The organism is Nocardia carnea (genome assembly GCF_029868855.1).
GTDB classification, from domain to species: domain Bacteria; phylum Actinomycetota; class Actinomycetes; order Mycobacteriales; family Mycobacteriaceae; genus Nocardia; species Nocardia carnea_A.
On the sequence record NZ_JARWOV010000047.1, the window covers coordinates 18,437 to 40,491 of the forward strand.

Below are 22,055 nucleotides of genomic sequence, written 5' to 3' on the forward strand. Positions count from 1 at the left end.
TGTTCACCGCCATCGGCGGCGACCGGTCTCGTCTGGCAGCAGCTACCCAGCGCTACCGCACCGACAAGGCGACTGCTCTGATCACAGCGTCGAGCGGGAATACACTAGTCGGCGTGGCCGGTTGCAAAACCCGGACCGACCGCATCGTGCTCCTGCACATCGCGACAGCGGCTTCCCAACGCCGACGCGGCGTGGCCCGCCGACTACTGGCGGAGTTGCGTACCCCGACATCCCGGCCTCGCGGTGATCGCAGAGACTGACGACACCACGCTCGGCTTCTAACTCGCCGCTGGGTTCACCGCGACTTCTATCGGTGAGAAGTATCCCGGCGTAGAACGCTTCCCGGGCGCGGCTCGACACGCTCCCCACGCGTGGGGCCGGAGACCCATCTGTCGGCCCGGACCATTCTCGGTGAGGTGCTCACGGAACGTGAACGGAATGAACTCGTCGGTCGACGGAAGCATGTAGATGTGCGACCGTCCGCGCAACACCGCATGGCGGCCGGGTAGGTTGGCCGCATGCCCACTGTCGAGTCGGTTGTCTTCGATATCGGTGAAACACTCCTCGACGACACCCGCGAGTTCGGCTCCTGGGCGGACTGGATCGGCGTCCCGAGGCATACCTTCTCGGCCGTACTCGGCGCGGTAACGGCAGCAGGACGCAACAACGCCGAGACCTTCGAGTACTTCCGTCCGGGTTTCGACCTTGCCTCCGAACGGGCCGCCCGGGAAGCAGCCGGGCTGGGCGAACAGATCTGTGAGCAAGATCTGTACCCGGACGTCCGACCGGCACTCAGCGCACTGCGGGAGCGCGGCATCTGGGTCGGCATCGCGGGAAATCAGACGGCTCGAGCCGCCGATCTGCTGCGCCGACTGAGATTGCCGTGCGACGCGATCGCAACCTCTGGCGAGTGGGGCGTTGCCAAGCCGGATGCCGGGTTCTTCGACCGGGTGGCCGGGTTTGCGCCGGGAGACCGCAGTTCGATCCTTTACGTCGGAGATCATCCGGACAACGACCTGCTACCCGCCCGCGCCGCCGGTATGCGGTGCGCGCTCATTCGCCGCGGTCCGCTGGGCCACCTGTTCGCCGAACGCGTCCGGCAGCATGGTGAAGCCGACTGGGTGATCGATTCGCTGCCCGATCTCCTCGATGTGGCCGGTTAGCCGACCGCGCCCGCAAGCAATTCCTTCACCCATGGATGGTTGTCCGTGTGTTGCGGCGCAATAAAGCTCGCCTCACGCAGACTGGCGACCGCGTCGTCACGCCGTCCGGCTTCGGCGTACGCCCGAGCGAGATCGATGTAGAAGTGCGACCGACGCTCCGCCGGAACCACAGCGGGTGGCACCCATCCGGCGGCGGACAATGACGAGCCGATCTCCCCAAGCTCCACGTCGAGGGAGACCCGATGGATGCGCACCGATGCCGGCCCGAAAGCCGTACCGTCATACACGCCATCGGGAATGCGGTACCCGATTGTCTCGGCTTCGGCGGAGTACGCGTATGCGTCATCCGGGCGCGCGGCCCTCGCCGCAACAACTGCCGCCCTCATTCGCAACGCTCCGAACGCCGCAGCCTCCGAGATCGATGTGCCGGGGTCCAACGAGTCAGCTGCACGGTCCAGCATGCGCAGTCCGGCGGCGAGACAGCCGTTCACGAAGAACGCTTCCATCCGTACGTACGAAACGGACGCGGCCAGCGCCGGATCGTCCATATCCTCTACTATCCCGCGCATCATTGCGATAATCCGCGCTGAGAGATCGTGGTGACCGAACTTGTGCGCAATTGCGTCGGTGGCCCGCAGAGCTTGGACTGTGAGCCGGTCGATGTCCCCGGCTTCCTTTTCGGCCGCGTACTGCCTGGCGAGAAACAGTTCGCGCAGTAATTCCGGAAGCAGCCGGGTAAGCCGGACATAGTCGGAATTCAGCCGGTAGTTCACCGCTGCACCGACCGCCGCTCGCAACTGCGGCACCGACCGGATGGACGCGCTGTCCACAAGGTCATGGGAATCGAGGACCATGCGCAGCTCCGGGAGCCACGCGGCGACGATCTCGACCGGACCCGGTTTCCCTGCACGGGTCTCCGACGCCCCACCCAACGCAGAGCGAAGTCGTTCGCGCTGCTCGGTGTCCAACTGCTTCAGCAGGGTATCCATCCGGCAGCGAATTGACCTGCGAGTGTGATCGTTCGACCGCGGCGCTCCCAGTTACGAACCGCCGCTTCGGAGAACCCCGTGATCTCGGCGAACTCCTGCTGCGTGCATCGCAGTGCGACGGTCCGCAGCGCACGAACTTCCGTTCCGGTCCAATCGACAATCATCAGGCCCACCCCGTCCGTGTCATATGTCGTACGCGGCCAGCGTATCGGCAGCGCGCCTGCCATTACCCTGAATCGCACCATCACATTCGCTCCATGATCCCGGAAGCCGCGCCCGCAGCAGCGTTCAGTGCGGTTTGGAAGCTGTCGCGATACCGGTCGACGAGCCCACTTCCCGGTATTCGGTTCCGATGAATCCTGCCGCCTGCAGAGCGGGGAGATAGCGCCGGATATCGATTTGCTCGAAGGGGTCGCTGTCGCCGTGCCGATGGGCGGAAGGTCCGAACAGGAATCGCATCCACGGAGTCGGCCGGGCCTCGGCGAGCAGCAGCCTCCGCCCGAACGCAGTATGCGCCACATCTCGGCGATCGCCGGATCGCGCTGATCCTCGGGAATGTCGTGCATGACGAAAGTACACGTCACCACGTCGGCGGAGGCATCGGCGAGCGGCAGTTCCTGCGCCGGGGCCTGGACATAGCGGTGGTTGGGATGCGTGTCCCTGCGGCGGTTGTAGTCGACGGCTGCGGCGGAGGGATCGATACCGCAGACGCTGCCCGCCGGTCCGACCTGCACGCCGATAACTCGCACGAGTTTTTCGGGGCCGCAACCGATATCGATGGCATCGTCGCCGGGCCGAGCGCCACTGGCCCGGACGAGTTCGGTGAGCAGCCGGCGATGCCGGCCGAGGAACCAGACGGTGGTGAACAGGTGTAGCGACGGATGCCCTCGATGACGGGCCCGGTACCGGGTGCATCCGCGAACATGGGGTTACGGGTGTGTTGATCCGGTGTCATGGGTCGATCGTCGCCACGCAGACCGCTACGGACCAGAATCAGATAGGTCGGATCCGTCCGTTTCCGGACAGATCGGGCTGAATTGTTCGACGAAGGAGACAATGAGCACCTCCGACCGCCGGGTCCGGCGAACCCGTAACGCCATGCACCGGGCCCTCATCGAACTGATGATGGAACGGGCCTATGACCGCATCACGGTGAGCGATGTGATCGCGCGAGCGGACGTCGGGCGTTCCACGTCCTACGCCCGTTACCGGGACCAGGACGACTCGCTCGTGGTGAGTTGCGGCGAGCATCTGCGACAGGAGATCGCCCGCTCCCCCGACCAGGGGCGGTGGGCGCCCGTCCGCGTGATGATCGGCCTGGGAGTCCGGTATCCGGACGTGTACGAACCACTGATCGGGCCCAAGGCGTCGGCGACCGCCTTGCGCGGATACCGCAGCAGTGTCGCACCGGCCGCGGCTACGGCTGTGAAGCCAGCCATACCTGGTAACTCTGATGCCGAAACTGATAGGCGGCACCGGTAACTCGCAGCAGTCCCGCTCCACGCGCCCAGTCCAGGAAAGGACCGGGCGACGAGGCAAAACCAGCTCCGACCGTAAACAGTGCTCTCGCACATCCGTATCGGATACTTGCTTTGGCGCGTGCTAAGAAGATCAACGCGCCGAGTGCGATACCCATCGGAGTCCCGGCCACAGCCACCAGTATTACGAGCAAGGGGCTGAGCACGAGCAGCGGCAGCGACAGTTTGCCTTCGCTCGACTCTCTGACGAATGCCAGGACCATGACAATCGAAACCAACATGAGCCATATGACCGCACCGACGTGGACGGCGGCACGCGCATCATCACGAATGATCCGTTTCTCGTCGAGCCGGGGTTGCCGGTGGCCCGTGAGGCTGATGCCGAAAGTCAGCACCAGCGCGGTGAGGGTACCGACCAAACCTGCGGATTCCGCGGCCTCTCGCGGTGGCAGCGGGATTGCCGCGCCCGAATGCCTGTTCGCCAGGAAGCCGCAGATCGCAAGGACGAACCCCGCGCCGACACCTACGACCGAGGCTTTCGCCCAGCGCTTCACGTCGCCGGGTTTGTACGTCCGCCACAATGCCTTTCGCGGTATGGGTCGAGACGGCCAATAGCCACGGACGCCGCACACCAACGCGGACAAGGTGCCGATCACTACCCCGTCCTGTATGGACGTCCTTACGTCAATCCCTGCCCAAAGTGCCCAGACGGCGGGTGCAACGAAGAACGTGAAGGCCGCCCCGAACCCGGCTACCGCAACAACGAAAGCATGGAGCAGCCGACACCGCAGGTCTCCGGCCAGACTCCATATCTGATCCAACGCGAAGTCGCCCCTACCAACCGTATTCGGGCCGAGCGTGGAGTGGCGGGCAAGTGCACGCATCCATGCCGACACCTCGCCGCAGGTGTACTTCTGCCGGCTGTGGGCATCCCGGGGCTGTGCCGCGACCGCAGCCGGAATCAACGCAGCGAACAACACATCCTCGATCGTCGCCCGGGTGGTTGCCTCCGTCAGCACGGCGGCGTCATCTGCTCGCTTGTGCTTCAGGAACTGCAAAGTCAGGCCCAGCATCCACGGTGTGCGCAGCGTCTGCGCGAAGATCCCACCGGGATCGGCCTCGAGCTTGTCCTTCACCAACGTCCACTTCTGTCCGCCGTTGACGTCGCGCCGGTCCTTCAGGTAATCAGCGACCTGCTGCGCCGTCAGTGCTTGCAGCGCGATCACCGACGCCTCGTGCAATCCGGACTCGCCGTGGAGTTCCGACAGCTTGCGATAGGCGTCCATACGGGCGGTGACGATTATCGGCCTTCCGAGCCAATGCACTTCGTTGAGCTGATCCAACGCCGCGCGGGCGCGTACCGGTTCTCGCGGATCGCTGTCCATCTCATCGAGCCCGTCCAGGACCGGAAGTATCCGATCTGTCCTGACAAGCTCCCGCGCCACCCGCAGGCTGAGCGAGTAGTCCTGTGCGATCCGCCGAGCGAGCCACTCTTCGAAACTATTCGAATCGGGGTCCCAGCTGGAGACATTGAGACGCACAGGAACCGGCAGGCGATCACGCTTCGCGCCCGCCCGCCGATCCAGCAGGTCGAGCATGAGATTCAAGGCAGCGACAGTTTTTCCCGAGCCCGGCCCGCCCACGATCACCAAGCGACGGTCCGGCAACCCGTCGAAATACTCACGGACCTCCGCCAATGATCCGAATTCACCGCTGCCGACAGTCCCGGTGTCGACCAGCGCGTTCCATCGCAGGCCTATCCCTTTACCACGCGCAATCCCCAACTCCCCGAGCCGGCGCTTCTCGGTCTTCGCCACAAGACCCGCAAGGTCGTCCGCGACCAACGCCAACGACGTAGCCGATACATCCGGGCGCAATTTCCGCAACAGCCATCCGGCTCCCCGCGCCGCGGGCACCACCGCACGACCGGCGACAGCCAACTCCGAACCTGACACCATGTGGCCCCTCCATCCACCGTCGCGACTGCCGCGCACTTGGGTCGAACCCGAATCACCCTCTCGCTCAGACAATTCAACGCCAAAGCTAGTACATGCTGTGGTCCGGAACGCAGACGAGTCCACCCGAATCGCAATCGTGAAGTGATCGCGGAGCGGATGGACTCGTCTGGAACTACTGCGGACGCGTTTCGGGACGGAAGGTGCATCAGAGATGCTCCGCCGCAGGTCGGACCGCTACAGCGGCTTACACGTCGAAGTAGAGTTCGAATTCGTAGGGGTGCGGCCGCAGGTTCACCGGGGCGATTTCGTTGTCGCGCTTGATGTTGATCCAGGTTTCGATCAGGTCCTCGGTGAAGACATTGCCTTCGGTGAGGTACTCGTGATCGGCCTCGAGGCGGTCGATCACCGACGCCAGGCTGGTGGGGGCCTGCGGGATGTTCTTGGCCTCCTCCGGCGGGAGCTCGTAGAGGTCCTTGTCGACCGGGGCCAGCGGCTCGATCTTCTTCTTGATGCCGTCCAGGCCGGCCATCAGCATGGCGGCGAAGGCCAGGTACGGGTTGCCCGAGGAGTCCGGCGCGCGGAACTCGATGCGCTTGGCCTTCGGGTTGTTGCCGGTGACCGGGATGCGGACCGCGGCGGAACGGTTGCGCTGCGAGTACACCAGGTTGATCGGGGCCTCGTAGCCCGGCACCAGGCGGTGGTAGGAGTTCACCGTGGGGTTGGTGAACGCCAGCAGCGACGGGGCGTGGTGCAGGATGCCGCCGATGTAGTGGCGGGCCAGGTCCGAAAGACCGCCGTAGCCGGCCTCGTCGTGGAACAGCGGCTTGCCGTCCTTCCACAGCGACTGGTGGGCGTGCATACCCGAGCCGTTGTCACCGAAGAGCGGTTTCGGCATGAAGGTGACGGTCTTGCCCTCGGCCCACGCGGTGTTCTTGACGATGTACTTGAACAGCTGCAGATCGTCGGCCGCGGCCAGCAGGGTGTTGAACTTGTAGTTGATTTCGGCCTGACCGGCGGTGCCGACCTCGTGGTGGCCGCGCTCCAGCTCGAAACCGGCGTTCTGCAGGTTGGTGGCGATCTTGTCGCGCAGGTCGACGTAGTGGTCGTAGGGCGCGACGGGGAAGTAACCGCCCTTGTTACGGACCTTGTAGCCGCGGTTCGGGCTGCCGTCCGGGTTGACCTTCGCACCGGTGTTCCACGAGCCGGAGATGGACTCGACCTCGTAGAAGGCGCCGTTCATGCCGGAGTCGTAGCGCACCGAGTCGAAGATGTAGAACTCGGCCTCGGCACCGAAGAACGCGGTATCGGCGATACCGGTGGAGCGCAGGTACTCCTCGGCCTTACGCGCGATATTGCGCGGGTCGCGCGAGTAGGACTCACGGGTGAACGGGTCGTGCACGAAGAAGTTCATATTGAGCGTCTTCGCCGCCCGGAACGGGTCGAGCTGCGCGGTGCTGAAATCGGGCAGCAGCAGCATGTCGGACTCGTCGATGGACTGGAATCCCCGCACCGAGGAGCCGTCGAACGCGAGGCCTTCCTCGGCGAGGTCGGCGGTGAACGCCTTCGCCGGGATGGAGAAGTGCTGCTGTACACCGGGCAGATCGCTGAACCGGATGTCGACGTACTCGACATCCTGATCCGCCATGTACTTGATGACCTCGTCGGCCGTGCTGAACGTCACTTAGCTCTCCTTACGGATAGATCCCAGCCAGTATCGAGTGCGGGGCGTCGCGATCCGACGGTATGGACAGGGTGTTTCCCGGCCGTCAAGGGTTTGTTTCGCCAGTGTTACACGTAGCGCACAGCACGTGTCGTCGGCCACGCCACGGACATTACCGCGCGCCGTGCCGCCCGGACAGTCGCGACCGCACCGGCGGGCAGGCTGTTGCGCACGGTAACCGCCCGATATGCCGGAAACGACGACGCCTATCCTGGGATTCATGGCACGTGTCACCGGATCCTGGCTCACCGGACCCTCCGAGAAACCGGGCGATCCGGAACCGAGCGAATACGCGGGCGAACATATCGGGCTGCCCCGCACCGGTGCGGGATCGCTGGTCGGGATGGCCCGCCGGATCGTGGCGATGCTCGTGGACTGGGTGATCGCGATGGGGATCGCCGCGCTGATCGTGCGACCCGACCCGGATCGGATCATCGCCGAGGCCGAGCTGCCGGCCGGTGTCGCCGAACCGACGGCGTTCGAGGCCGTGGCCGGGGCGTTGAGCACCCCGACGTGGATGGTCTGGATGGTGATCGGCCTGGTCGCGGTCGCGCTCTTCGGTTTCACACCCGGGCAGTACTTCCTCCGGTTGCGCGTGATCAGGGTCGACGCGCCGGTGCGGGTCGGGTTCCTGCGCGCGCTGGGCCGGCAGGTCCTGCTGACCTTCGTGGTGCCGGCGCTGTTCACCGACGGTGACGGACGCGGTATGCACGACCGGGCAACCGGGACCGCGGTGGTACGCACGCGCTGACCGGGCCTGCGGGGGCGGTCATAGGATCGCCCGGTGTCGTTGAATCCCGCCCTGCTCGGCCTACGGTTCCTGCTGGAGCTGTCCGCCTTCGCATCGTTCGCGCTCCTGGGTTGGCGGGCGACCGACAGCCCGTTCCGCTGGCTGCTCGTGGTGGTGTTACCGGTGGTCGCCGCGGCCGTGTGGGGTGTGTTCGCCGTTCCGGAGGATCCGAGCCGATCGGGTATGGCACCGGTCGCCGTTCCCGGGCCGGTGCGGCTGGTCGTCGAGTTCGCGGTGTTCTGGGGTGGCGCGGCAGCGTTGTGGACCGGCGGTCTCCCACAACTCGCGATTGTCTCGGCGGCCGTCCTGGCGGTCTACCACGTCGTCGCCTACGACCGTGTGCTCTGGCTGCTACGGCACTAGCTCAGCGGCGGCGGATGGTGCGCTGCATACCGCGCATCTTGGCGTTCGTCGGCATCGGGCCCTTCGGCATCGCCGGTCCGCCGCGGGCGCTCAGGGCGCTGAGCCGGCCTTCGATCTGGTCCATCCGCTTGGTGTCGATATTGCGGGGCAGTTTGGTGAGGTAGCGCTGCAGTTCCTTGAGCGGAACCTGGCCTTCCTCGTTACCGACCAGCACGTCGTAGATGGGGGTGTCGCCGACGAGCCGGGCGGTGCGCTTCTTCTCCTGCGCGAGCAACGACCGCAGTCGCTGCGGCGAGCCCTCGGCCACGAAGATCACGCCGGGCAGCCCGATCACCCGGTGCACGGCGTCGAGTTGGGTGGTGGCAGCGACACCGTTGCTGACCCGCCATTTGCCCTGCAAGTTGTCCAGCACCCAGGCAGCGGCGCCGGCCTGGCCCTCGGCCTTGCCGTAGACGGTCTTCTGCACGCGCCGGCCGAAGATGATGAAGGCGAACAGCACACCCAGCAGCAGGCCCAGGGGCAGCAGGAACCACTGCACACCGAACAGGAAACCGATCCCGAACAGCACCAGCGTGGTGATCACCACGGCGCCGATCATCAGCGGCAGCAGCAGCTTGTCCTCTTTGCGCTGCATCTGGAACGCCTGCCAGATCTGCTGACGACGTTCCTTCGACTGCTGTTTGCGCGCCGCTTTCGCCGCGGCCTTCGCCTCTTTGTCGGGCTTGCCTGCTGCCATGACCCCCACAATAATGCCCGCACCCGAACCGCCGGTCACGGGACGGGCAAGCCATCCTGGCCGGTCGAGCCGCCCGAACCGCACGCCACCGGACCGCGGGCGGCGGCGTGCGCCCCCATGAAGGCGGCGGGTCGCAGACGGCACCTGGTGACGCGGGGATGAGCGGGCAGTCGCCCCGGTGCGGAGTGAGACCCGGATCCGGAACAGCGGCCCGAATTCACGACATCCGGACAGTGCCGGGACGCCGCGTTGCCGGGCGAGGACAATACAGGGATGTCCACCAACCTCGAGGCCCGTCCGTCTTCCGGCGACCCGGTCGACGACGCCACCGCGGAACGGCTCGCGATGGCGCTGCGCTGTGTCACCGTGTCCCGCGAGGAGGTAGCCGCGTCCGGTGTGGAGCCGGATTCGGCCGGGGCGCGGACTGCGCTCGATGCCGAGTTCCGCCGGCTCGGCGCCCACCTGGAAGAGTCGTTCCCGCGAGTGCACGCGGAACTGGAACTCGAGAAATTCGGGCACAGCCGTCTCTACACCTGGCGCGGGACCGACGACACCCGGACCGCGGCCATTCTGCTGGCGCACCAGGATGTGGTGCCCGCCGACGAACCCGGCCGCTGGACCCACCCACCGTTCGCGGGGGTGGTCGACGACGAGTTCATTTGGGGGCGCGGCGCGATCGACGACAAGAGCCGCGTACTGGCGATTCTGGAAGCCGCCGAATCCGCCTTGGCCGCCGGGCTGCGGCCACGCCACACCGTCTATTTGGCCTTCGGGCACGACGAGGAGGTCTTCGGCGATACCGGGGCCGTGCAGATGGCGGACCGGTTGCGTGAGCGCGGGGTGCGGGCGGACCTGCTGCTGGACGAGGGCGGGGTGATCACCGACGGGATCGTCCGGGACGTCGAGGTTCCGGTGGCCACGATCATGGTCGGCGAGAAGGGCTACGCCACGGTCCGGCTGTCGGTCACCGATCAGGGCGGGCATTCGTCCATGCCGGGACGGCAGACGGCGATCGGCCGGCTGGCCCGGGCGGTGAGCCGGGTACAGGACCATCCGATGCCCCTGCGGATAATGCCCGTGGTCACCGATATGCTCACCCGCCTGCGACCGCATCTGCCCACGGCCAAACGCCGCCTGCTGGGGTTCGCGGGAGCCGCCGCGCCGGTGGTCGCCCGGATCCTGGCCGCGACCCCGCAGACCGAATCGCTGGTGCGCACCACTACCGCTCCGACGGTGATCCGCGGCGGGGTGAAGGCGAATGTGCTGCCGCAGCAGGCGGAGGCGCTGATCAATTTCCGGATCCTGCCCGGCGATACGGTGGAGTCCGTACTGGCGCACTGCCGCCGGACGGTGCGCGATGCCCGGGTGTCGATCGAACTGGTGGGGATGTCGGCCGAACCCTCCCCCGCCCCCGCGCCGGGACCGCAGTTCGATCTGGTCGCCGAACTCACCCGGCAGGTGGCACCGGAGGCGGCCGTGACCACCGGACTGGTGCCGGGCGCCACCGATTCCCGCCACTACGACGATCTGGCCGCGACCCGCTGTAATTTCGCGCCGATCCGGCTCACCGCCGCGGATCTGGAGCGGATCCACGGAAACGACGAGCGGCTGTCGCGGGTGAATTACGCTCGGCTGATCGAATTCAACCGACGCCTGCTCAGCGCGCTCGCCGAACCGGACCGGGCACACTGACCGGCCGAGCGCTTCGGGAACCGAGCGGATGCGATACCTTCGCCGGCGCTTCGGCCGGCGCGACTCACATGTACCAGCTCCGAAGGAGAACCGGTGACCAGCAACCAGGACATCCATACCGAACGCGGAGAGTTCGAGCACGCCGGTCGACGGCTCGTCCGCCGTTCCTGGGTGCCCGGGACACCCGTACGCGGCGCGATCGTGCTCGTGCACGGGGTGGCCGAACATTCGGGCCGATACGACTATGCCGGGCGGACGCTGGCCGCGGCCGGGTTCGCGGTCCACGCCCTCGACCATGTGGGCCACGGTGAATCCGCGCGGGTCGGCGCGCCGGCCAACCTCGGTTCGATCGACGACGCAGCGGACAAGGTGGCCGCGCTGCTCGAGCTGGTACGCGCCGAGAATCCCGGCGTACCCCTCTTCGTGATCGGGCATTCGATGGGTGCGCTGATCACCCTGTACCTGGCTACCCGGGCGCCGCTGGACGTCGCCGGTGTGGTGGTCTCGGCACCCCCGCTGCTCATCGACGCCGGTAACCCGGTGCAGCGTCTACTGGCGCCGGTTCTCACCCGTATCGCGCCGAACCTGGGTGTGCTGAAACTGGATTCGTCGCAGATCAGCCGCGACCCCGATGTGGTCACCGCCTACGACAACGATCCGCTGGTATTCCGCGGAAAGCTCCCGGCGCGCACCGCCACCGAAATCCTTACTGCCGCCGGTCAGGTACTCGACCGCCTGCCGCAGTTGCGGGTACCGACCCTGGCGATGCACGGAACCGCCGACGCCATCGCCGCCCCCGCGAGTACCGATCGGATCGAACAGCATGCGGGCACCACCGATCTCACGGTCCGCCGCTACGACGGTCTGTTCCACGAGATCTTCAACGAACCCGAACGCGATCAGGTCCTCGCCGATGTCGTCACCTGGTTGACCGCCCGGCTGCCGGAGCCCAGTGAAACGGGCGCCGAAGGACTTTGATATCGGACGATCAGAACACGCGCCCGGGGTAGACGGTCGGCGGCGAGGGCACCGCGCCATTGAAGGGGCCCGATCAATAAACTGTGCGTATCCGTGGTGAAGGAGGACTGTGTACGTCGAAGAAATCCGTTCACCCGGCGCGCTGACCGCGGAATCCGCCGAAGAGCTGGCGGCGAGCGCCGTCGGCTACACCTCTCGCATCACCGTCGCCGCGGGTGGGCACGCGGTCAACCTGCCCGTTCTCCCGTGGTGCTGGGCCGACCTCGGTATAGCCGCGGGCACCCAGGTGACGATCACCGCCGAGGCCGGCAGCCGCCCGCCCGACCTCGAGGACCGGCGGGCACTCGAGGCCGTCGTCTCCTGTTTCCGCACGCTTGGCCACACCACCATTCGGCACCCGTAACGCCGCCGAGTCCCGAATCGGTACGACCGGAACGAAAACGCACCGGCGCCCGACCCGGGGGGCGCAGAGCGCCGCGGAACGCGCGTTTCAGACGCCGAACACCCGTTCCACCACCCGGCGCGCCCGCCGAGTGACCCGCAGGTAGTTGTCCAGGAATTCCCCGCCGTCGTCACTGGGCCACCCCGCTACCCGCGCCACCGCGGACAGCATGCGACCCGGTGCGGGAAGTTGGTCGCTGGGCTTACCGCGCACCAGCACGAGGGCGTTGCGGGCCGCGGTGGCGGTCAGCCAGGACTGCCGGAGCAGGTGGGTGTCCTCGGCACCGAGTAGTTCGTGGCGGGCGATGACGTCCAGCGCTTCCAGCGTGGAGGTGTTGTGCAGTTCCGGGACCTCGTGCGCATGCCGCAACTGCAGCAGTTGCACCGTCCATTCGATATCGGCGAGGCCGCCGCGGCCCAGTTTGGTGTGGGTGGCGGGGTCGGCGCCGCGGGGCAGCCGTTCGGAATCCACCCGGGCCTTGATCCGCCGGATCTCCCGCACCGCCTCGGCCGAGACACCGCCGGCCGGGTAGCGCACCGGATCGATCGTATGCAGGAACCGCAGGCCCAGGTCCTGGTCCCCGGCTACCTGATGGGCCCGCAGCAGGGCCTGCACTTCCCAGGGCTGCGCCCACTGCCGGTAGTACGCCTCGTAGGCGGTGAGGGTGCGCACCAACGGCCCGCTGCGCCCCTCGGGGCGCAAACCGGCATCGACCTGTAGCGGCGGGTCGGTACTGGGTGCGCCGAGCAGTTTCTGTACCTGTTCGGCGATACCGTTGGCCCATTTCACCGCGACGTGCTCGTCCTCGCCCGGCCGGGGCTCGCAGACGAACAGCACATCGGCGTCCGATCCGTAACCGAGTTCCATCCCGCCGAGCCGGCCCATCCCGATCACCGCGAAATCCGCGGGTGCGGGCCCGCCCCGTTCCGCGACACCGGCCCGGATCACCGCCCGCAGCGAGGCCTCGAGCACCGCCACCCATACCGAGGACAGCGCGGTGCAGACCTGCGGCACATCGAGCAGCCCGAGCAGATCCGCCGAGGCCACCCGGGCCAGTTCGTGCCGGCGCAGCGAACGTGCGGTCGCCACGGCACGTTTGGGGTCGTCGTAGCGGTCCGCGGCGGTGAGGATACCGCCCGCCACATCCGCGGGCTGGGTGCGCAGCAGCAGCGGGCCCTCGGGGCCGTCGGCGAACATGCGGATGGTTTCGGGGGCATTGATGAGCAGGTCGGGCAGGTAGGCCGAGGAACCCAGCACCATCATCAGCCGCTGCCCCACCGCACCTTCGTCGCGCAGCACGCGCAGGTACCAGTCCTGGTCGTTCAGGCCTTCGGACACCCGCCGGTAGGCGAGCAGGCCGGCGTCGGGGTCGGGGGTGTCGCCGAGCCAGGCCAGCAGGGTCGGCAGCAGCAGGGCCTGGATCCGGCCCTTCCGGGAGATACCGCTGGTCAGGGCCCGCAGATGACCCAGGGCATGTTCCGGGTCGGCATAACCCAGTGCGGCGAGCTGCCGCACGGCGGCGTCGGGGCTGAGCCGCAGTGCGGCGGTTTCGATACTGGCCACCGATTCCAGCAGCGGACGATAGAAGAGTTTGGTGTGCAGCCGCCGGATCCGGCTGGTGTTGCGGCGCAGCTCCACCTGCAAGACCCCGGCGGCATCGCGTTTACCGTCGGGCCGGATATGTGCGGCCCGGGCCAGCCACCGCATACCTTCCTCGTCGTCGGCGGCCGGCAGGGTATGCGTGCGTTTGAGCCGCTGCAGTTGCAGCCGGTGTTCCAGCAGCCGCAGGAATTCGTAGGAGGCGGTGAGGTTGGCGGCGTCCTCGCGACCCACATAGCCGCGCGCGGCCAACGCCGCGAGGGCTTCCACGGTGCCCTGTACACGGAGTTTCGGGTCGACCCGGCCGTGCACGAGCTGCAGGAGCTGCACCGCGAACTCCACATCGCGCAGGCTGCCGCTGCCCAGTTTCAGTTCCCGCTCCCGCAGGTCCGCGGGCACCAGATCCTCCACGCGGCGTCGCATGGCCTGTACGTCGGGCACGAAATCCGGGCGTTCGGAAGCGGTCCACACCATGGCGTCGGTGGCCGCGCGGTACTGCTCGCCCAGTTCCAGATCACCGGTCATCGGCCGCGCCTTGAGCAGTGCCTGGAACTCCCAGGTCCGCGCCCACCGCTGGTAGTAGGCCAGATGCGATTCGAGCGTGCGCACCAGGGCGCCTGCCTTGCCCTCGGGTCGCAGCGCCGCGTCCACCTCGAAGAACGCGGAACTGCCGACGGTCATCATCTCCGCGGCCAGGCGGGTGGCGGTGGCGTCGGCGGGTTCGGCGACGAACACGATATCGACATCGCTGACGTAGTTGAGTTCGCAGGCCCCGCTTTTACCCATGGCGATAACCGCCAGCCGCACCGGACACGGTTCGTCGCGGCACACCCGCGCCACCGCCACCGCGAGCGCGGTGGTGAGCGCGGCGTCGGCGAGGGCGGTGAGCTGCCGGCCCACCACCTCGTACGGAACGACCGGTTCGTCCTCCACGGTCGCGGCCAGATCGACGGCGGCGAGCAGCATGAGCTGATCGCGGTAGCGTTTGCGTAGCGCGGCCACCACTTCGGGCCCGGATTCGGTGGCGCGGAACAACATCGGCGCGGCGTTGGGCCCGGTTTCCGGCTCGGCACCGACCACCGCGAGCAGATCGGCGATCAGTTCGTCCCGGTCGGGCAGTTCGTCGCGGCGCAACATCGTCCAGGAGCGCGGATCGGCCACCAGGTGATCACCGAACGCGGTGGAGGAACCGATGAGCGCGAACAGCCGGCCGCGCAGCGTGGGGTCGGCGCGAATCGCGGAATCCAGGGCATCCCACTCGCTTCCGAGCGATTCCCGGATCCGGATCAGGGTGCTGAGTGCCAGATCGGCGTCCGGCGCGCGCGACAGGGCCCACAGCACCGCGATGCTCTCGACATTGTCCCAGCCGAGGGTTGTCAGCGATTCGGCGGCCGTCGGCTCGAGCAATCCGAGCCGGCCGGCACGGGGGACGGCGGACCGGGCGGACGGGGGGCGGACCATGAGCCAAAGTTACCCAGTTCGTACCGGGAAGTGTGCCGGACCCCCGCTCGCCGCCGCGTCGTTACAGGCCGAGGTACTCCTGCAGTTCGAACGGTGTCACCTGGGTCCGGTAATCCGCCCACTCCCGGCGCTTGTTGCGCAGGAAGAAATCGAAGACATGCTCGCCGAGCGTTTCGGCGACCAGTTCCGACCGTTCCATCGCCCGCAGCGCCTCGTCCAGCGTGCCGGGCAGTTCCTTGAACCCCATGGCGCGCCGTTCCGCCGCGGTGAGCGACCAGACATCGTCCTCGGCTTCGGCCGGCAGTTCGTAACCCTTCTCGATCCCCCGCAGGCCGGCGGCCAGCAGCACAGCGAAGGTCAGGTAGGGGTTGCAGGCCGAATCGGGGCTGCGGATCTCGACCCGCCGCGACGAGGCCTTGTTCGGGGTGTACATGGGCACCCGGACCAGCGCCGACCGGTTGGACCGGCCCCAGGAGGCCGCCGTCGGCGCCTCGCCGCCGTGGATGAGCCGTTTGTAGGAGTTCACCCACTGGTTGGTGACGGCGCTGATCTCGTGCGCGTGCTCGAGAATGCCCGCGATGAACGCCCGCGCGGTCCCCGAGAGATTGTCCGGATCGTCCGGGTCGGCGAAGGCGTTCGCCTCGCCTTCGAACAGGCTCATATGCGTATGCATGGCCGACCCGGGGTGCTGGGAGAACGGTTTGGGCATGAACGTCGCGCGCACGCCCTCGTCGATGGCGACTTCCTTGATCAGGTAGCGGAAGGTCATCACATTGTCGGCCATCGACAGGGCGTCGGCGTAGCGCAGATCGATCTCCTGCTGGCCGGGTGCGCCCTCGTGGTGGCTGAACTCCACCGAGATCCCCATCGATTCGAGGGCGTCGATGGCGTGGCGCCGGAAGTTCGGGGCGGAATCGTGCACGGCCTGGTCGAAGAACCCGCCGGTATCGGCCGGGACGGGCGGAAGGCCGTCGGCCTGGTTCTTCAGCAGGAAGAATTCGATCTCGGGGTGCACGTAGCAGCTGAAGCCCACATCGCCGGCCTTGTTCAGCTGACGCCGCAGGACGTGGCGCGGATCTGCCCACGAGGGCGAACCGTCGGGCATGGTGATATCGCAGAACATCCGGGCGGAATGCTGATGTCCCTTGCTGGAGGCCCACGGCAGCACCTGGAAGGTGGACGGATCGGGCCGGGCCACCATATCGGCCTCGGAGATCCGGGCGAACCCCTCGATGGCCGAGCCGTCGAATCCGATGCCCTCTTCGAAGGCACCTTCGAGCTCGGCGGGCGCGATGGCGACGGACTTCAGATAGCCCAGCACATCGGTGAACCAGAGACGTACGAAGCGGATGTCCCGCTCTTCGAGCGTCCGCAGCACGAATTCCTTCTGGCGATCCATGCCCGCGAGCGTAAGCACCCGGCGTTAAATCCGTGTTACATGGCGTGCTGCGCTGTGTGTCGGCTCGTCGGTCGAGCCGAAAATCACTCAGCAGCGCAACCCCTCGGGCGGGGATTTCAGGTCTACGAGATAGCTGACCACAGCATCGTCGACGCAGGTCGCGCCGCCGTTGAACACCACAGTGTGGCTATCGCCCTCATGGGTGATCAACGCCGCCCCGAGTTGTCCGGCCAGATCCACACCGGCCTGGTACGGGGTCGCCGGATCGCCGGTGGTCGAGACCACCACCGTCTGGGGCAGACCCGCCACGGAAATCTCGTGCGGCCGGCTGGTGTTCGGGACCGGCCAGCCCGCGCACAGTTCCAACGGCGCCGCGCCGGTACCGCGGCCGTCGTCCAGGAAGGGGGCCGCCGCGCGATATTCGGTGTCCTGGCGCCCGGCCACGGCCCGATCGGTGACCCGCGGATCGTCCACGCAGCGGATCGCGTTGAAGGCATCGGTCAGGTTGCTGTAGCTGCCGTCGTCGCGGCGGCCGTTGTACATATCGGCGAGCTGCAGCAGGGTATCGCCACGGCCTTTGCTCAGTTCGGTGAGCGCGACGGTGAGCACCGGCCAGAAATCGGCGCTGTAAAGGGTCTGCTGCACACCGGTGATCGCATCGTCGTAGCTCAGACCGCGCGGGTCTGTGGTGGCCGCGGGGGTCTCCCACAGCGGGTCCACCAGCTCCCGGAAACGCGGGATCACCCTGGCGGGGTCGGTGCCCAGCGGGCAGTCCGCCGATTTCACACAGTCCGCGGCATAGGTGTCGAAGGCTCGCTGGAAGCCGGCCGCCTGGCGCAGCGATTCCGCGACCGGGTCCTGCGTGGGGTCGATGGCGCCGTCGAGCACCATCGCCCGCACATTGCCCGGGAACCTCTCCGCATACGCCGTACCGAGCCGGGTGCCGTAGGAGTAACCCAGATAGTTGAGTTTCGGATCGCCCAGGACCGCGCGGATGATGTCCATATCCTGCACGACCTCACGGGTCCCGATATGGGCCAGCAGGTCGGCACCGGTGCGCGCCATACAGCGATCCGCGTAGTCGCGGTTCTCCGCCTCGTCGGCCGCGATCCCCTCGGGCGTGTTCGGCTCCGGTGTTTCGGCGCGTTCGGCATCGGCCTCCTGCGGAGTCAGACAGGACACCGCGGGAGTGGACGCGCCGACCCCGCGCGGATCGAAACCGACCCGGTCGAAGCGTTCGGCCACCGGGGTGCCGCCGCCGATGGTGGCGGTGGACAGTCCCGACATCCCCGGTCCGCCGGGGTTGAGGAGCAGTGAGCCGATCCGCGATCCGGTCGCCCGCAGCCGCGACAGCGCCAGTTGCGCGGTCGGGCCGGCGGGGTCGGCGTAGTCGATCGGCACCTCGATTCGCGCGCACTGCGCGGCCGGCGGCAGGCTCTCCCCCGGCGCGACGTACCCGGCGCAGGATTCCCATTGCGGAACCTGGGCGTAGAAACGGCTCAGCTCCGCGGGCACGGGCGCGGGTGGCGCCGTCGCCACCTCTTGCTCGTCCGCACATCCCGCGACGAGGATCGCCACCGCCGCCAGCACACCCGCCGGCACTCCACACCGCCCACTCCGCACCGGCGCCATGCTAGCGCCACCAGCGCCGACACCTGTGGATGTGACCAACCGCACCAGGTCGCGGGGTTCGTTCCGGCTCCGCCGCGGGTGCACACTGGAAGACGTCAAACCCACCCGGGGACCCGGTCAGGGCCTCGAGGAGACGAAAGGGACGATGATGTCCGAATCATCAGCCATGTCCGATTCCGCCGCGGAAACTCCGGCCTACGGCGCCACGAATGCTCCCGCCACCGCGGATTCCGCGAAACCGGCCCGCCGGCCGACCCGCGTCCAGCATCTACAGCAGATGAAGGCGACGGGCGAACGCTGGGCCATGCTCACCGCCTACGACTACTCCACCGCCCGGCTCTTCGAAGAGGCCGGTATCCCAGTTCTGCTGATCGGCGATTCGGCCGCCAATGTGGTGTACGGATACGACACCACCGTGCCGATCACCACCGACGAACTGATCCCGCTGGTCCGCGGCGTGGTGCGCGGCGCCCCGCACGCCCTGGTGGTCGCCGACCTCCCGTTCGGCAGCTACGAGAGCTCCCCCGAGCAGGCCCTCGCCACCGCCACCCGCTTCATGAAGGAGGGCGGCGCGCACGCGGTGAAACTGGAGGGCGGCGAACGCGTCGCCGAGCAGATCGCCCTGCTCACCGCCGCCGGTATCCCGGTGATGGCGCATATCGGGTTCACTCCGCAGAGCGTCAACACCCTCGGCGGGTTCCGGGTCCAGGGCCGCGGCGCGGGAGCCGAAGGCCTGCTGACCGACGCGATCGCGGTACAGGCCGCCGGCGCGTTCTCGGTGGTGATGGAAATGGTGCCCGCCGACGTCGCCGGCCAGGTCACCCGGAAGCTGACCATCCCGACCATCGGTATCGGCGCCGGCTCCGACTGCGACGCCCAGGTACTGGTGTGGCAGGACATGGCCGGGTTCACCAGCGGAAAGACCGCGAAGTTCGTCAAACGGTTCGCCGCTGTGGGTGACGAACTGCGCACGGCCGCCGCCGCGTACGCCGATGAGGTGCGCAGCGGCACTTTCCCGGGTCCCGAGCACAGCTTCTGAGCCCACGTCCGGGCCGGAGCGGCTTCCCACCTCCGCCGGAGATGGCAAACTCGGTGTCGAGAAGTTTTTCGACTCGAGTACAGAGGTACTGATGCGGCAACGCGCTTGGACAACCGTTCGTACGGCACGGGGCGCCCTGATGGTGGCGGGAGTGTGCGGGGTGGCGCTGCTCACCGCATGCGGTGGTGCGCAGACCGGTTCACCGACCGCGAGCCCTTCCGACACTTCCGCCACCACGACCGCGACCGCCGCGCCGACCCGCACCAGCGCCGCGCCCGCCACACCCCTGGAGGTTTCGGACAAAGCCGCGCAGAACTTGTGCGACATGCTGGAACCGGAGCTGTCGAATTGGCGGGTCCAGGGTCCGACGATCGGCCGGATCGGCCTGAACCTCATGGCGCACGAATGGGCACTCACCAACGGTGTCGGAAACACCCAGCTACTGGGTGATACCGCGGTCGTCGACCGGGCCACCTCCGCCACCTGCCCGGATGTCCGGACCCAGGCGCTCGAGGCGCTGGAACTGCCCGAACTGGCCGCCGGCGTACTCACGCTGTGACGAGTATGCGCACGCTGTACCCCGCGATCGAGCCCTACGACCGAGGCATGCTAGAGGTCGGCGACGGTCAGGTGATCTACTGGGAGACCAGCGGTAACCCGGCCGGTAAACCCGCGGTGTTCCTGCACGGCGGCCCGGGCGGCGGCACTTCCGCCCTCAACCGCCGCTACTTCGATCCCGAGCGCTACCGGATCGTGCTGCTGGATCAGCGTGGGTGCGGTAACTCCACCCCCCATATCGCCGACGGCGGCGATCTGTCGGTGAACACCACGGCGCACCTCATCTCCGATATCGAGGCGGTACGCGCCGAGCTCGGTATCGAGCGGTGGCTGGTCTTCGGCGGTTCCTGGGGTTCGACGCTGTCGCTGGCCTACGCCCAGCAGAATCCGAACCGGGTGACCGAGCTGGTGCTGCGCGGGATATTCCTGCTGCGCCGCAAGGAAATCGACTGGTACTACAACGGCAGTGCGGGATATGTGTACCCGGACGAATGGGAGAAGTTCCTCGCCCCGGTTCCGGTGGCCGAACGCGACGGCGACCTGGTGGAGGCCTACCACCGGCTGCTGCATTCCGGCGACCCGGAAGTCGCCACCGCGGCCGCCGTCGCCTGGTCCACGTGGGAGGCCGCGACCAGTTCGCTGCGCCCGGACCCGGAACGCACGGCCGATGCCGCCGATCCCCGTTTCGCGCTCGCCTTCGCCCGGATCGAGAACCACTACTTCCGGCACGGCGGATTCCTCGACGAGGGGCAGCTACTCCGCGATATCGGCGCGATAACCGATATTCCCGGAATCATCGTGCAGGGCCGCCACGATATCGTCTGCCCGGCTGTCAGCGCGTGGGACCTGCATCGGGCCTGGCCGCACTCACGGCTGCGGATTGTCGACGATGCCGGGCATTCGGCCACCGAACCCGGGATCGTGCATCACCTCGTCGAGGCCACCGATACCTTCGCGGCGGTACCCGGATGAGCCCGGAACCCGGCATCGCCGGGGCCGCGCTCACCGCCGCGTTACGCGCCGATATCGAACGGTTGCTCGCTGCCGAACCGGAGGTCCGGGCCGACGCCGAGGATTCGGTACACCAGATGCGGGTCGCCACCCGGCGGCTGCGCAGCGTGCTGCGCTCCTACAAACGGCTGCTCGACCCGGATGCGGCCAACCGGGTGCGCACCGAATTGGCCTGGCTCGCCGGCATTCTGGGGGTCGCACGGGATGCGGAGGTCCGCGGCGCCCGTTTTGCCGATCTCCTCGACAGGTATGCCGAAAAGGATTGCGCCGCGCGCAAGCCCACATACAAGCGGCTGGTCCGGGCAGAGCGCGACCGTTACCTCGAAGCGCACGATACGGTCCGCACCGCCTTGGACAGCGCCCGCTACCGGGCCGTCCGCGGCGAGCTGAAGAAGTGGCGCAAGCACCCACCGCTGCGTACCTCGGTCAGCCGGACGCCCGCGGCCGAGGTTTTCGACGCCGTCCTGCGGGCCGACCGTAAACGGGTACGCCGCCTGGTCCGCGCCGAACCGACTGCGGCACCCACCGACCGGGTCGAACTGCTGCACGATATCCGCAAGAGCGCCAAGCGGTTACGGTACTCCTGCGAGGCCGCGGAAGCGGTACTCGGCGATTTCGCCGCAGACCTGGGCGGGCGGGCCAAACACCTGCAAACCGTGCTCGGCGATCACCGCGACGCGGTCGAATCGTACGACGCCCTACGCGAACACGCCGCCGCCGCGCACGCCGCCGGTGAGGACACCCACCTGTACGAGACCCTCGCCGATGCCGAGGACACCGCCGCCGGCCGTTGCCTGGCCCGGTATCCGGCGGCCGCGGCGGCCATCGACAAATCCTGAGCCGTTACCACGCCGGTGCAAACGGCGCGGGGCCGTAACGAGGTGCCGGTACCGGCCCGGCCCCCCAAAAAGTTGGCGGCCGATTTCTTCAGCGAGTTGACGTACCAGGCGCTGGCCGGATCGTCGTTGGCGAAGATCAGCGCCAGGCGCGGTGCCCGGCCGATCTGCTCGGTGAGGGCCTGCGCCCGCGCGGTCGTCTCCGCGTTGT

21 protein-coding genes and 1 pseudogene are annotated in these 22,055 nt (G+C 67.6%); 13 read left to right on the plus strand and 9 right to left on the minus strand.

Annotated elements, in window-relative coordinates; all coding sequences use genetic code 11:
- The first annotated feature begins 32 nt into the window (after window positions 1-32).
- Together QH195_RS35160 and QH195_RS04185 are read left to right on the plus strand one after the other, a co-directional pair.
- Window positions 33-260: a GNAT family N-acetyltransferase gene (locus QH195_RS35160; RefSeq protein WP_432278827.1), complete on the plus strand. Its 228-nt coding sequence runs from the start codon at window positions 33-35 to the stop codon at window positions 258-260.
- 258 nt (window positions 261-518) lie between these two features.
- Window positions 519-1,163 (plus strand): HAD family hydrolase, encoded by a 645-nt coding sequence (locus QH195_RS04185; protein WP_280434375.1) that lies wholly within the window; start codon window positions 519-521, stop codon window positions 1,161-1,163.
- Here QH195_RS04185 and QH195_RS04190 read toward each other — a convergent pair.
- From QH195_RS04190 to QH195_RS35165, 3 genes and pseudogenes are all read right to left on the minus strand, one after another.
- Complete coding sequence (locus tag QH195_RS04190) at window positions 1,160-2,152, minus strand: hypothetical protein (RefSeq protein ID WP_280434376.1); 993 nt, start codon at window positions 2,150-2,152, stop codon at window positions 1,160-1,162. The genes QH195_RS04185 and QH195_RS04190 overlap by 4 nt on opposite strands.
- 288 nt (window positions 2,153-2,440) lie before the next feature.
- The gene (locus QH195_RS04195) at window positions 2,441-2,671 is read right to left on the minus strand and encodes a hypothetical protein (RefSeq protein ID WP_280434377.1); all 231 of its coding nucleotides are present in this window, start codon (window positions 2,669-2,671) and stop codon (window positions 2,441-2,443) included.
- A 14-nt stretch (window positions 2,672-2,685) separates the two neighbouring features.
- Window positions 2,686-3,021: pseudogene (locus QH195_RS35165) on the minus strand (methyltransferase domain-containing protein); the annotation flags it as partial.
- Window positions 3,022-3,208: 187 nt separating this feature from the next.
- On the opposite strand from QH195_RS35165, the gene QH195_RS04205 reads away from it, so the two are divergent.
- On the plus strand, window positions 3,209-3,634 hold the full coding sequence (locus QH195_RS04205) for a TetR/AcrR family transcriptional regulator (RefSeq protein WP_280434379.1): 426 nt from the start codon (window positions 3,209-3,211) through the stop codon (window positions 3,632-3,634).
- Here the strand turns inward: QH195_RS04205 and QH195_RS04210 are convergent.
- The gene (locus tag QH195_RS04210) at window positions 3,570-5,588 is read right to left on the minus strand and encodes an NACHT domain-containing protein (RefSeq protein ID WP_280434380.1); all 2,019 of its coding nucleotides are present in this window, start codon (window positions 5,586-5,588) and stop codon (window positions 3,570-3,572) included. The genes QH195_RS04205 and QH195_RS04210 overlap by 65 nt on opposite strands.
- Window positions 5,589-5,832: 244 nt before the next feature.
- Window positions 5,833-7,269, minus strand: coding sequence for a type I glutamate--ammonia ligase (gene glnA / locus QH195_RS04215; RefSeq protein WP_280422339.1), 1,437 nt, complete (start codon window positions 7,267-7,269; stop codon window positions 5,833-5,835).
- Window positions 7,270-7,528: 259 nt separating this feature from the next.
- Here glnA and QH195_RS04220 point away from each other — a divergent pair, with 259 nt between their 5' ends.
- Window positions 7,529-8,059, plus strand: a complete 531-nt coding sequence (locus QH195_RS04220) for an RDD family protein (protein ID WP_280422338.1) — start codon at window positions 7,529-7,531, stop codon at window positions 8,057-8,059.
- Window positions 8,060-8,092: 33 nt separating this feature from the next.
- Entirely contained in the window at window positions 8,093-8,461 is a 369-nt protein-coding gene (locus tag QH195_RS04225; RefSeq protein ID WP_280434381.1) for a YrdB family protein, read from the plus strand.
- A gap of 1 nt (window position 8,462) precedes the next feature.
- Here QH195_RS04225 and QH195_RS04230 read toward each other — a convergent pair whose 3' ends face one another.
- Complete coding sequence (locus tag QH195_RS04230; protein WP_280422336.1) at window positions 8,463-9,197, minus strand: DUF4191 domain-containing protein; 735 nt, start codon at window positions 9,195-9,197, stop codon at window positions 8,463-8,465.
- A gap of 273 nt (window positions 9,198-9,470) precedes the next feature.
- On the opposite strand from QH195_RS04230, the gene QH195_RS04235 reads away from it, so the two are divergent.
- The 3 genes from QH195_RS04235 (at window position 9,471) to QH195_RS04245 (ending at window position 12,270) form a co-directional block, all read left to right on the plus strand.
- Window positions 9,471-10,889 carry a M20/M25/M40 family metallo-hydrolase gene (locus tag QH195_RS04235; RefSeq protein ID WP_280434382.1) on the plus strand — a complete coding sequence of 473 codons (1,419 nt, stop codon included), beginning with the start codon at window positions 9,471-9,473 and terminating at the stop codon, window positions 10,887-10,889.
- 93 nt (window positions 10,890-10,982) lie between these two features.
- A complete protein-coding gene (locus tag QH195_RS04240; RefSeq protein ID WP_280422334.1) occupies window positions 10,983-11,867 on the plus strand; it encodes an alpha/beta hydrolase in 885 nt (294 codons plus the stop codon).
- Between the two features lie 109 nt (window positions 11,868-11,976).
- Complete coding sequence (locus QH195_RS04245) at window positions 11,977-12,270, plus strand: hypothetical protein (RefSeq protein WP_280434383.1); 294 nt, start codon at window positions 11,977-11,979, stop codon at window positions 12,268-12,270.
- Window positions 12,271-12,357: 87 nt separating this feature from the next.
- Here the strand turns inward: QH195_RS04245 and QH195_RS04250 are convergent, their stop codons facing one another.
- From QH195_RS04250 to QH195_RS04260, 3 genes are all read right to left on the minus strand, one after another.
- Window positions 12,358-15,369 carry a bifunctional [glutamine synthetase] adenylyltransferase/[glutamine synthetase]-adenylyl-L-tyrosine phosphorylase gene (locus QH195_RS04250; protein ID WP_280434384.1) on the minus strand — a complete coding sequence of 1,004 codons (3,012 nt, stop codon included), beginning with the start codon at window positions 15,367-15,369 and terminating at the stop codon, window positions 12,358-12,360.
- Between the two features lie 61 nt (window positions 15,370-15,430).
- Entirely contained in the window at window positions 15,431-16,768 is a 1,338-nt protein-coding gene (locus tag QH195_RS04255; protein ID WP_280422331.1) for a glutamine synthetase family protein, read from the minus strand.
- Window positions 16,769-16,855: 87 nt separating this feature from the next.
- Entirely contained in the window at window positions 16,856-18,400 is a 1,545-nt protein-coding gene (locus QH195_RS04260) for an alpha/beta hydrolase (RefSeq protein ID WP_280434385.1), read from the minus strand.
- Between the two features lie 148 nt (window positions 18,401-18,548).
- On the opposite strand from QH195_RS04260, the gene panB reads away from it, so the two are divergent.
- The 5 genes from panB to QH195_RS04285 all read left to right on the plus strand — a co-directional run.
- On the plus strand, window positions 18,549-19,439 hold the full coding sequence (gene panB / locus QH195_RS04265) for a 3-methyl-2-oxobutanoate hydroxymethyltransferase (protein ID WP_280434386.1): 891 nt from the start codon (window positions 18,549-18,551) through the stop codon (window positions 19,437-19,439).
- A gap of 91 nt (window positions 19,440-19,530) precedes the next feature.
- Window positions 19,531-19,998 carry a hypothetical protein gene (locus tag QH195_RS04270; protein ID WP_280422328.1) on the plus strand — a complete coding sequence of 156 codons (468 nt, stop codon included), beginning with the start codon at window positions 19,531-19,533 and terminating at the stop codon, window positions 19,996-19,998.
- 5 nt (window positions 19,999-20,003) lie between these two features.
- Window positions 20,004-20,969: a prolyl aminopeptidase gene (gene pip / locus QH195_RS04275; protein ID WP_280434390.1), complete on the plus strand. Its 966-nt coding sequence runs from the start codon at window positions 20,004-20,006 to the stop codon at window positions 20,967-20,969.
- Entirely contained in the window at window positions 20,966-21,847 is an 882-nt protein-coding gene (locus tag QH195_RS04280) for a CHAD domain-containing protein (protein ID WP_280434387.1), read from the plus strand. Before pip ends, QH195_RS04280 begins: the two co-directional genes overlap by 4 nt.
- Before the next feature lie 15 nt (window positions 21,848-21,862).
- Window positions 21,863-22,055 (plus strand): hypothetical protein (locus QH195_RS04285; protein ID WP_280434388.1); only part of this gene is annotated, 193 nt, incomplete at its 3' end.

Bases quoted from the DNA above. Each gene is read 5' to 3' on its own strand.
- QH195_RS04185 (WP_280434375.1), top strand. From the start codon at position 519: ATGCCCACTGTCGAGTCGGTTGTCTTCGATATCGGTGAAACACTCCTC.
- QH195_RS04190 (WP_280434376.1), bottom strand. From the start codon at position 2,152: ATGGATACCCTGCTGAAGCAGTTGGACACCGAGCAGCGCGAACGACTT.
- QH195_RS04205 (WP_280434379.1), top strand. From the start codon at position 3,209: ATGAGCACCTCCGACCGCCGGGTCCGGCGAACCCGTAACGCCATGCAC.
- QH195_RS04210 (WP_280434380.1), bottom strand. From the start codon at position 5,588: ATGGTGTCAGGTTCGGAGTTGGCTGTCGCCGGTCGTGCGGTGGTGCCC.
- QH195_RS04220 (WP_280422338.1), top strand. From the start codon at position 7,529: ATGGCACGTGTCACCGGATCCTGGCTCACCGGACCCTCCGAGAAACCG.
- QH195_RS04230 (WP_280422336.1), bottom strand. From the start codon at position 9,197: ATGGCAGCAGGCAAGCCCGACAAAGAGGCGAAGGCCGCGGCGAAAGCG.
- QH195_RS04235 (WP_280434382.1), top strand. From the start codon at position 9,471: ATGTCCACCAACCTCGAGGCCCGTCCGTCTTCCGGCGACCCGGTCGAC.
- QH195_RS04250 (WP_280434384.1), bottom strand. From the start codon at position 15,369: ATGGTCCGCCCCCCGTCCGCCCGGTCCGCCGTCCCCCGTGCCGGCCGG.
- QH195_RS04255 (WP_280422331.1), bottom strand. From the start codon at position 16,768: ATGGATCGCCAGAAGGAATTCGTGCTGCGGACGCTCGAAGAGCGGGAC.
- QH195_RS04260 (WP_280434385.1), bottom strand. From the start codon at position 18,400: ATGGCGCCGGTGCGGAGTGGGCGGTGTGGAGTGCCGGCGGGTGTGCTG.
- panB (WP_280434386.1), top strand. From the start codon at position 18,549: ATGTCCGAATCATCAGCCATGTCCGATTCCGCCGCGGAAACTCCGGCC.
- QH195_RS04270 (WP_280422328.1), top strand. From the start codon at position 19,531: ATGCGGCAACGCGCTTGGACAACCGTTCGTACGGCACGGGGCGCCCTG.
- pip (WP_280434390.1), top strand. From the start codon at position 20,004: ATGCGCACGCTGTACCCCGCGATCGAGCCCTACGACCGAGGCATGCTA.
- QH195_RS04280 (WP_280434387.1), top strand. From the start codon at position 20,966: ATGAGCCCGGAACCCGGCATCGCCGGGGCCGCGCTCACCGCCGCGTTA.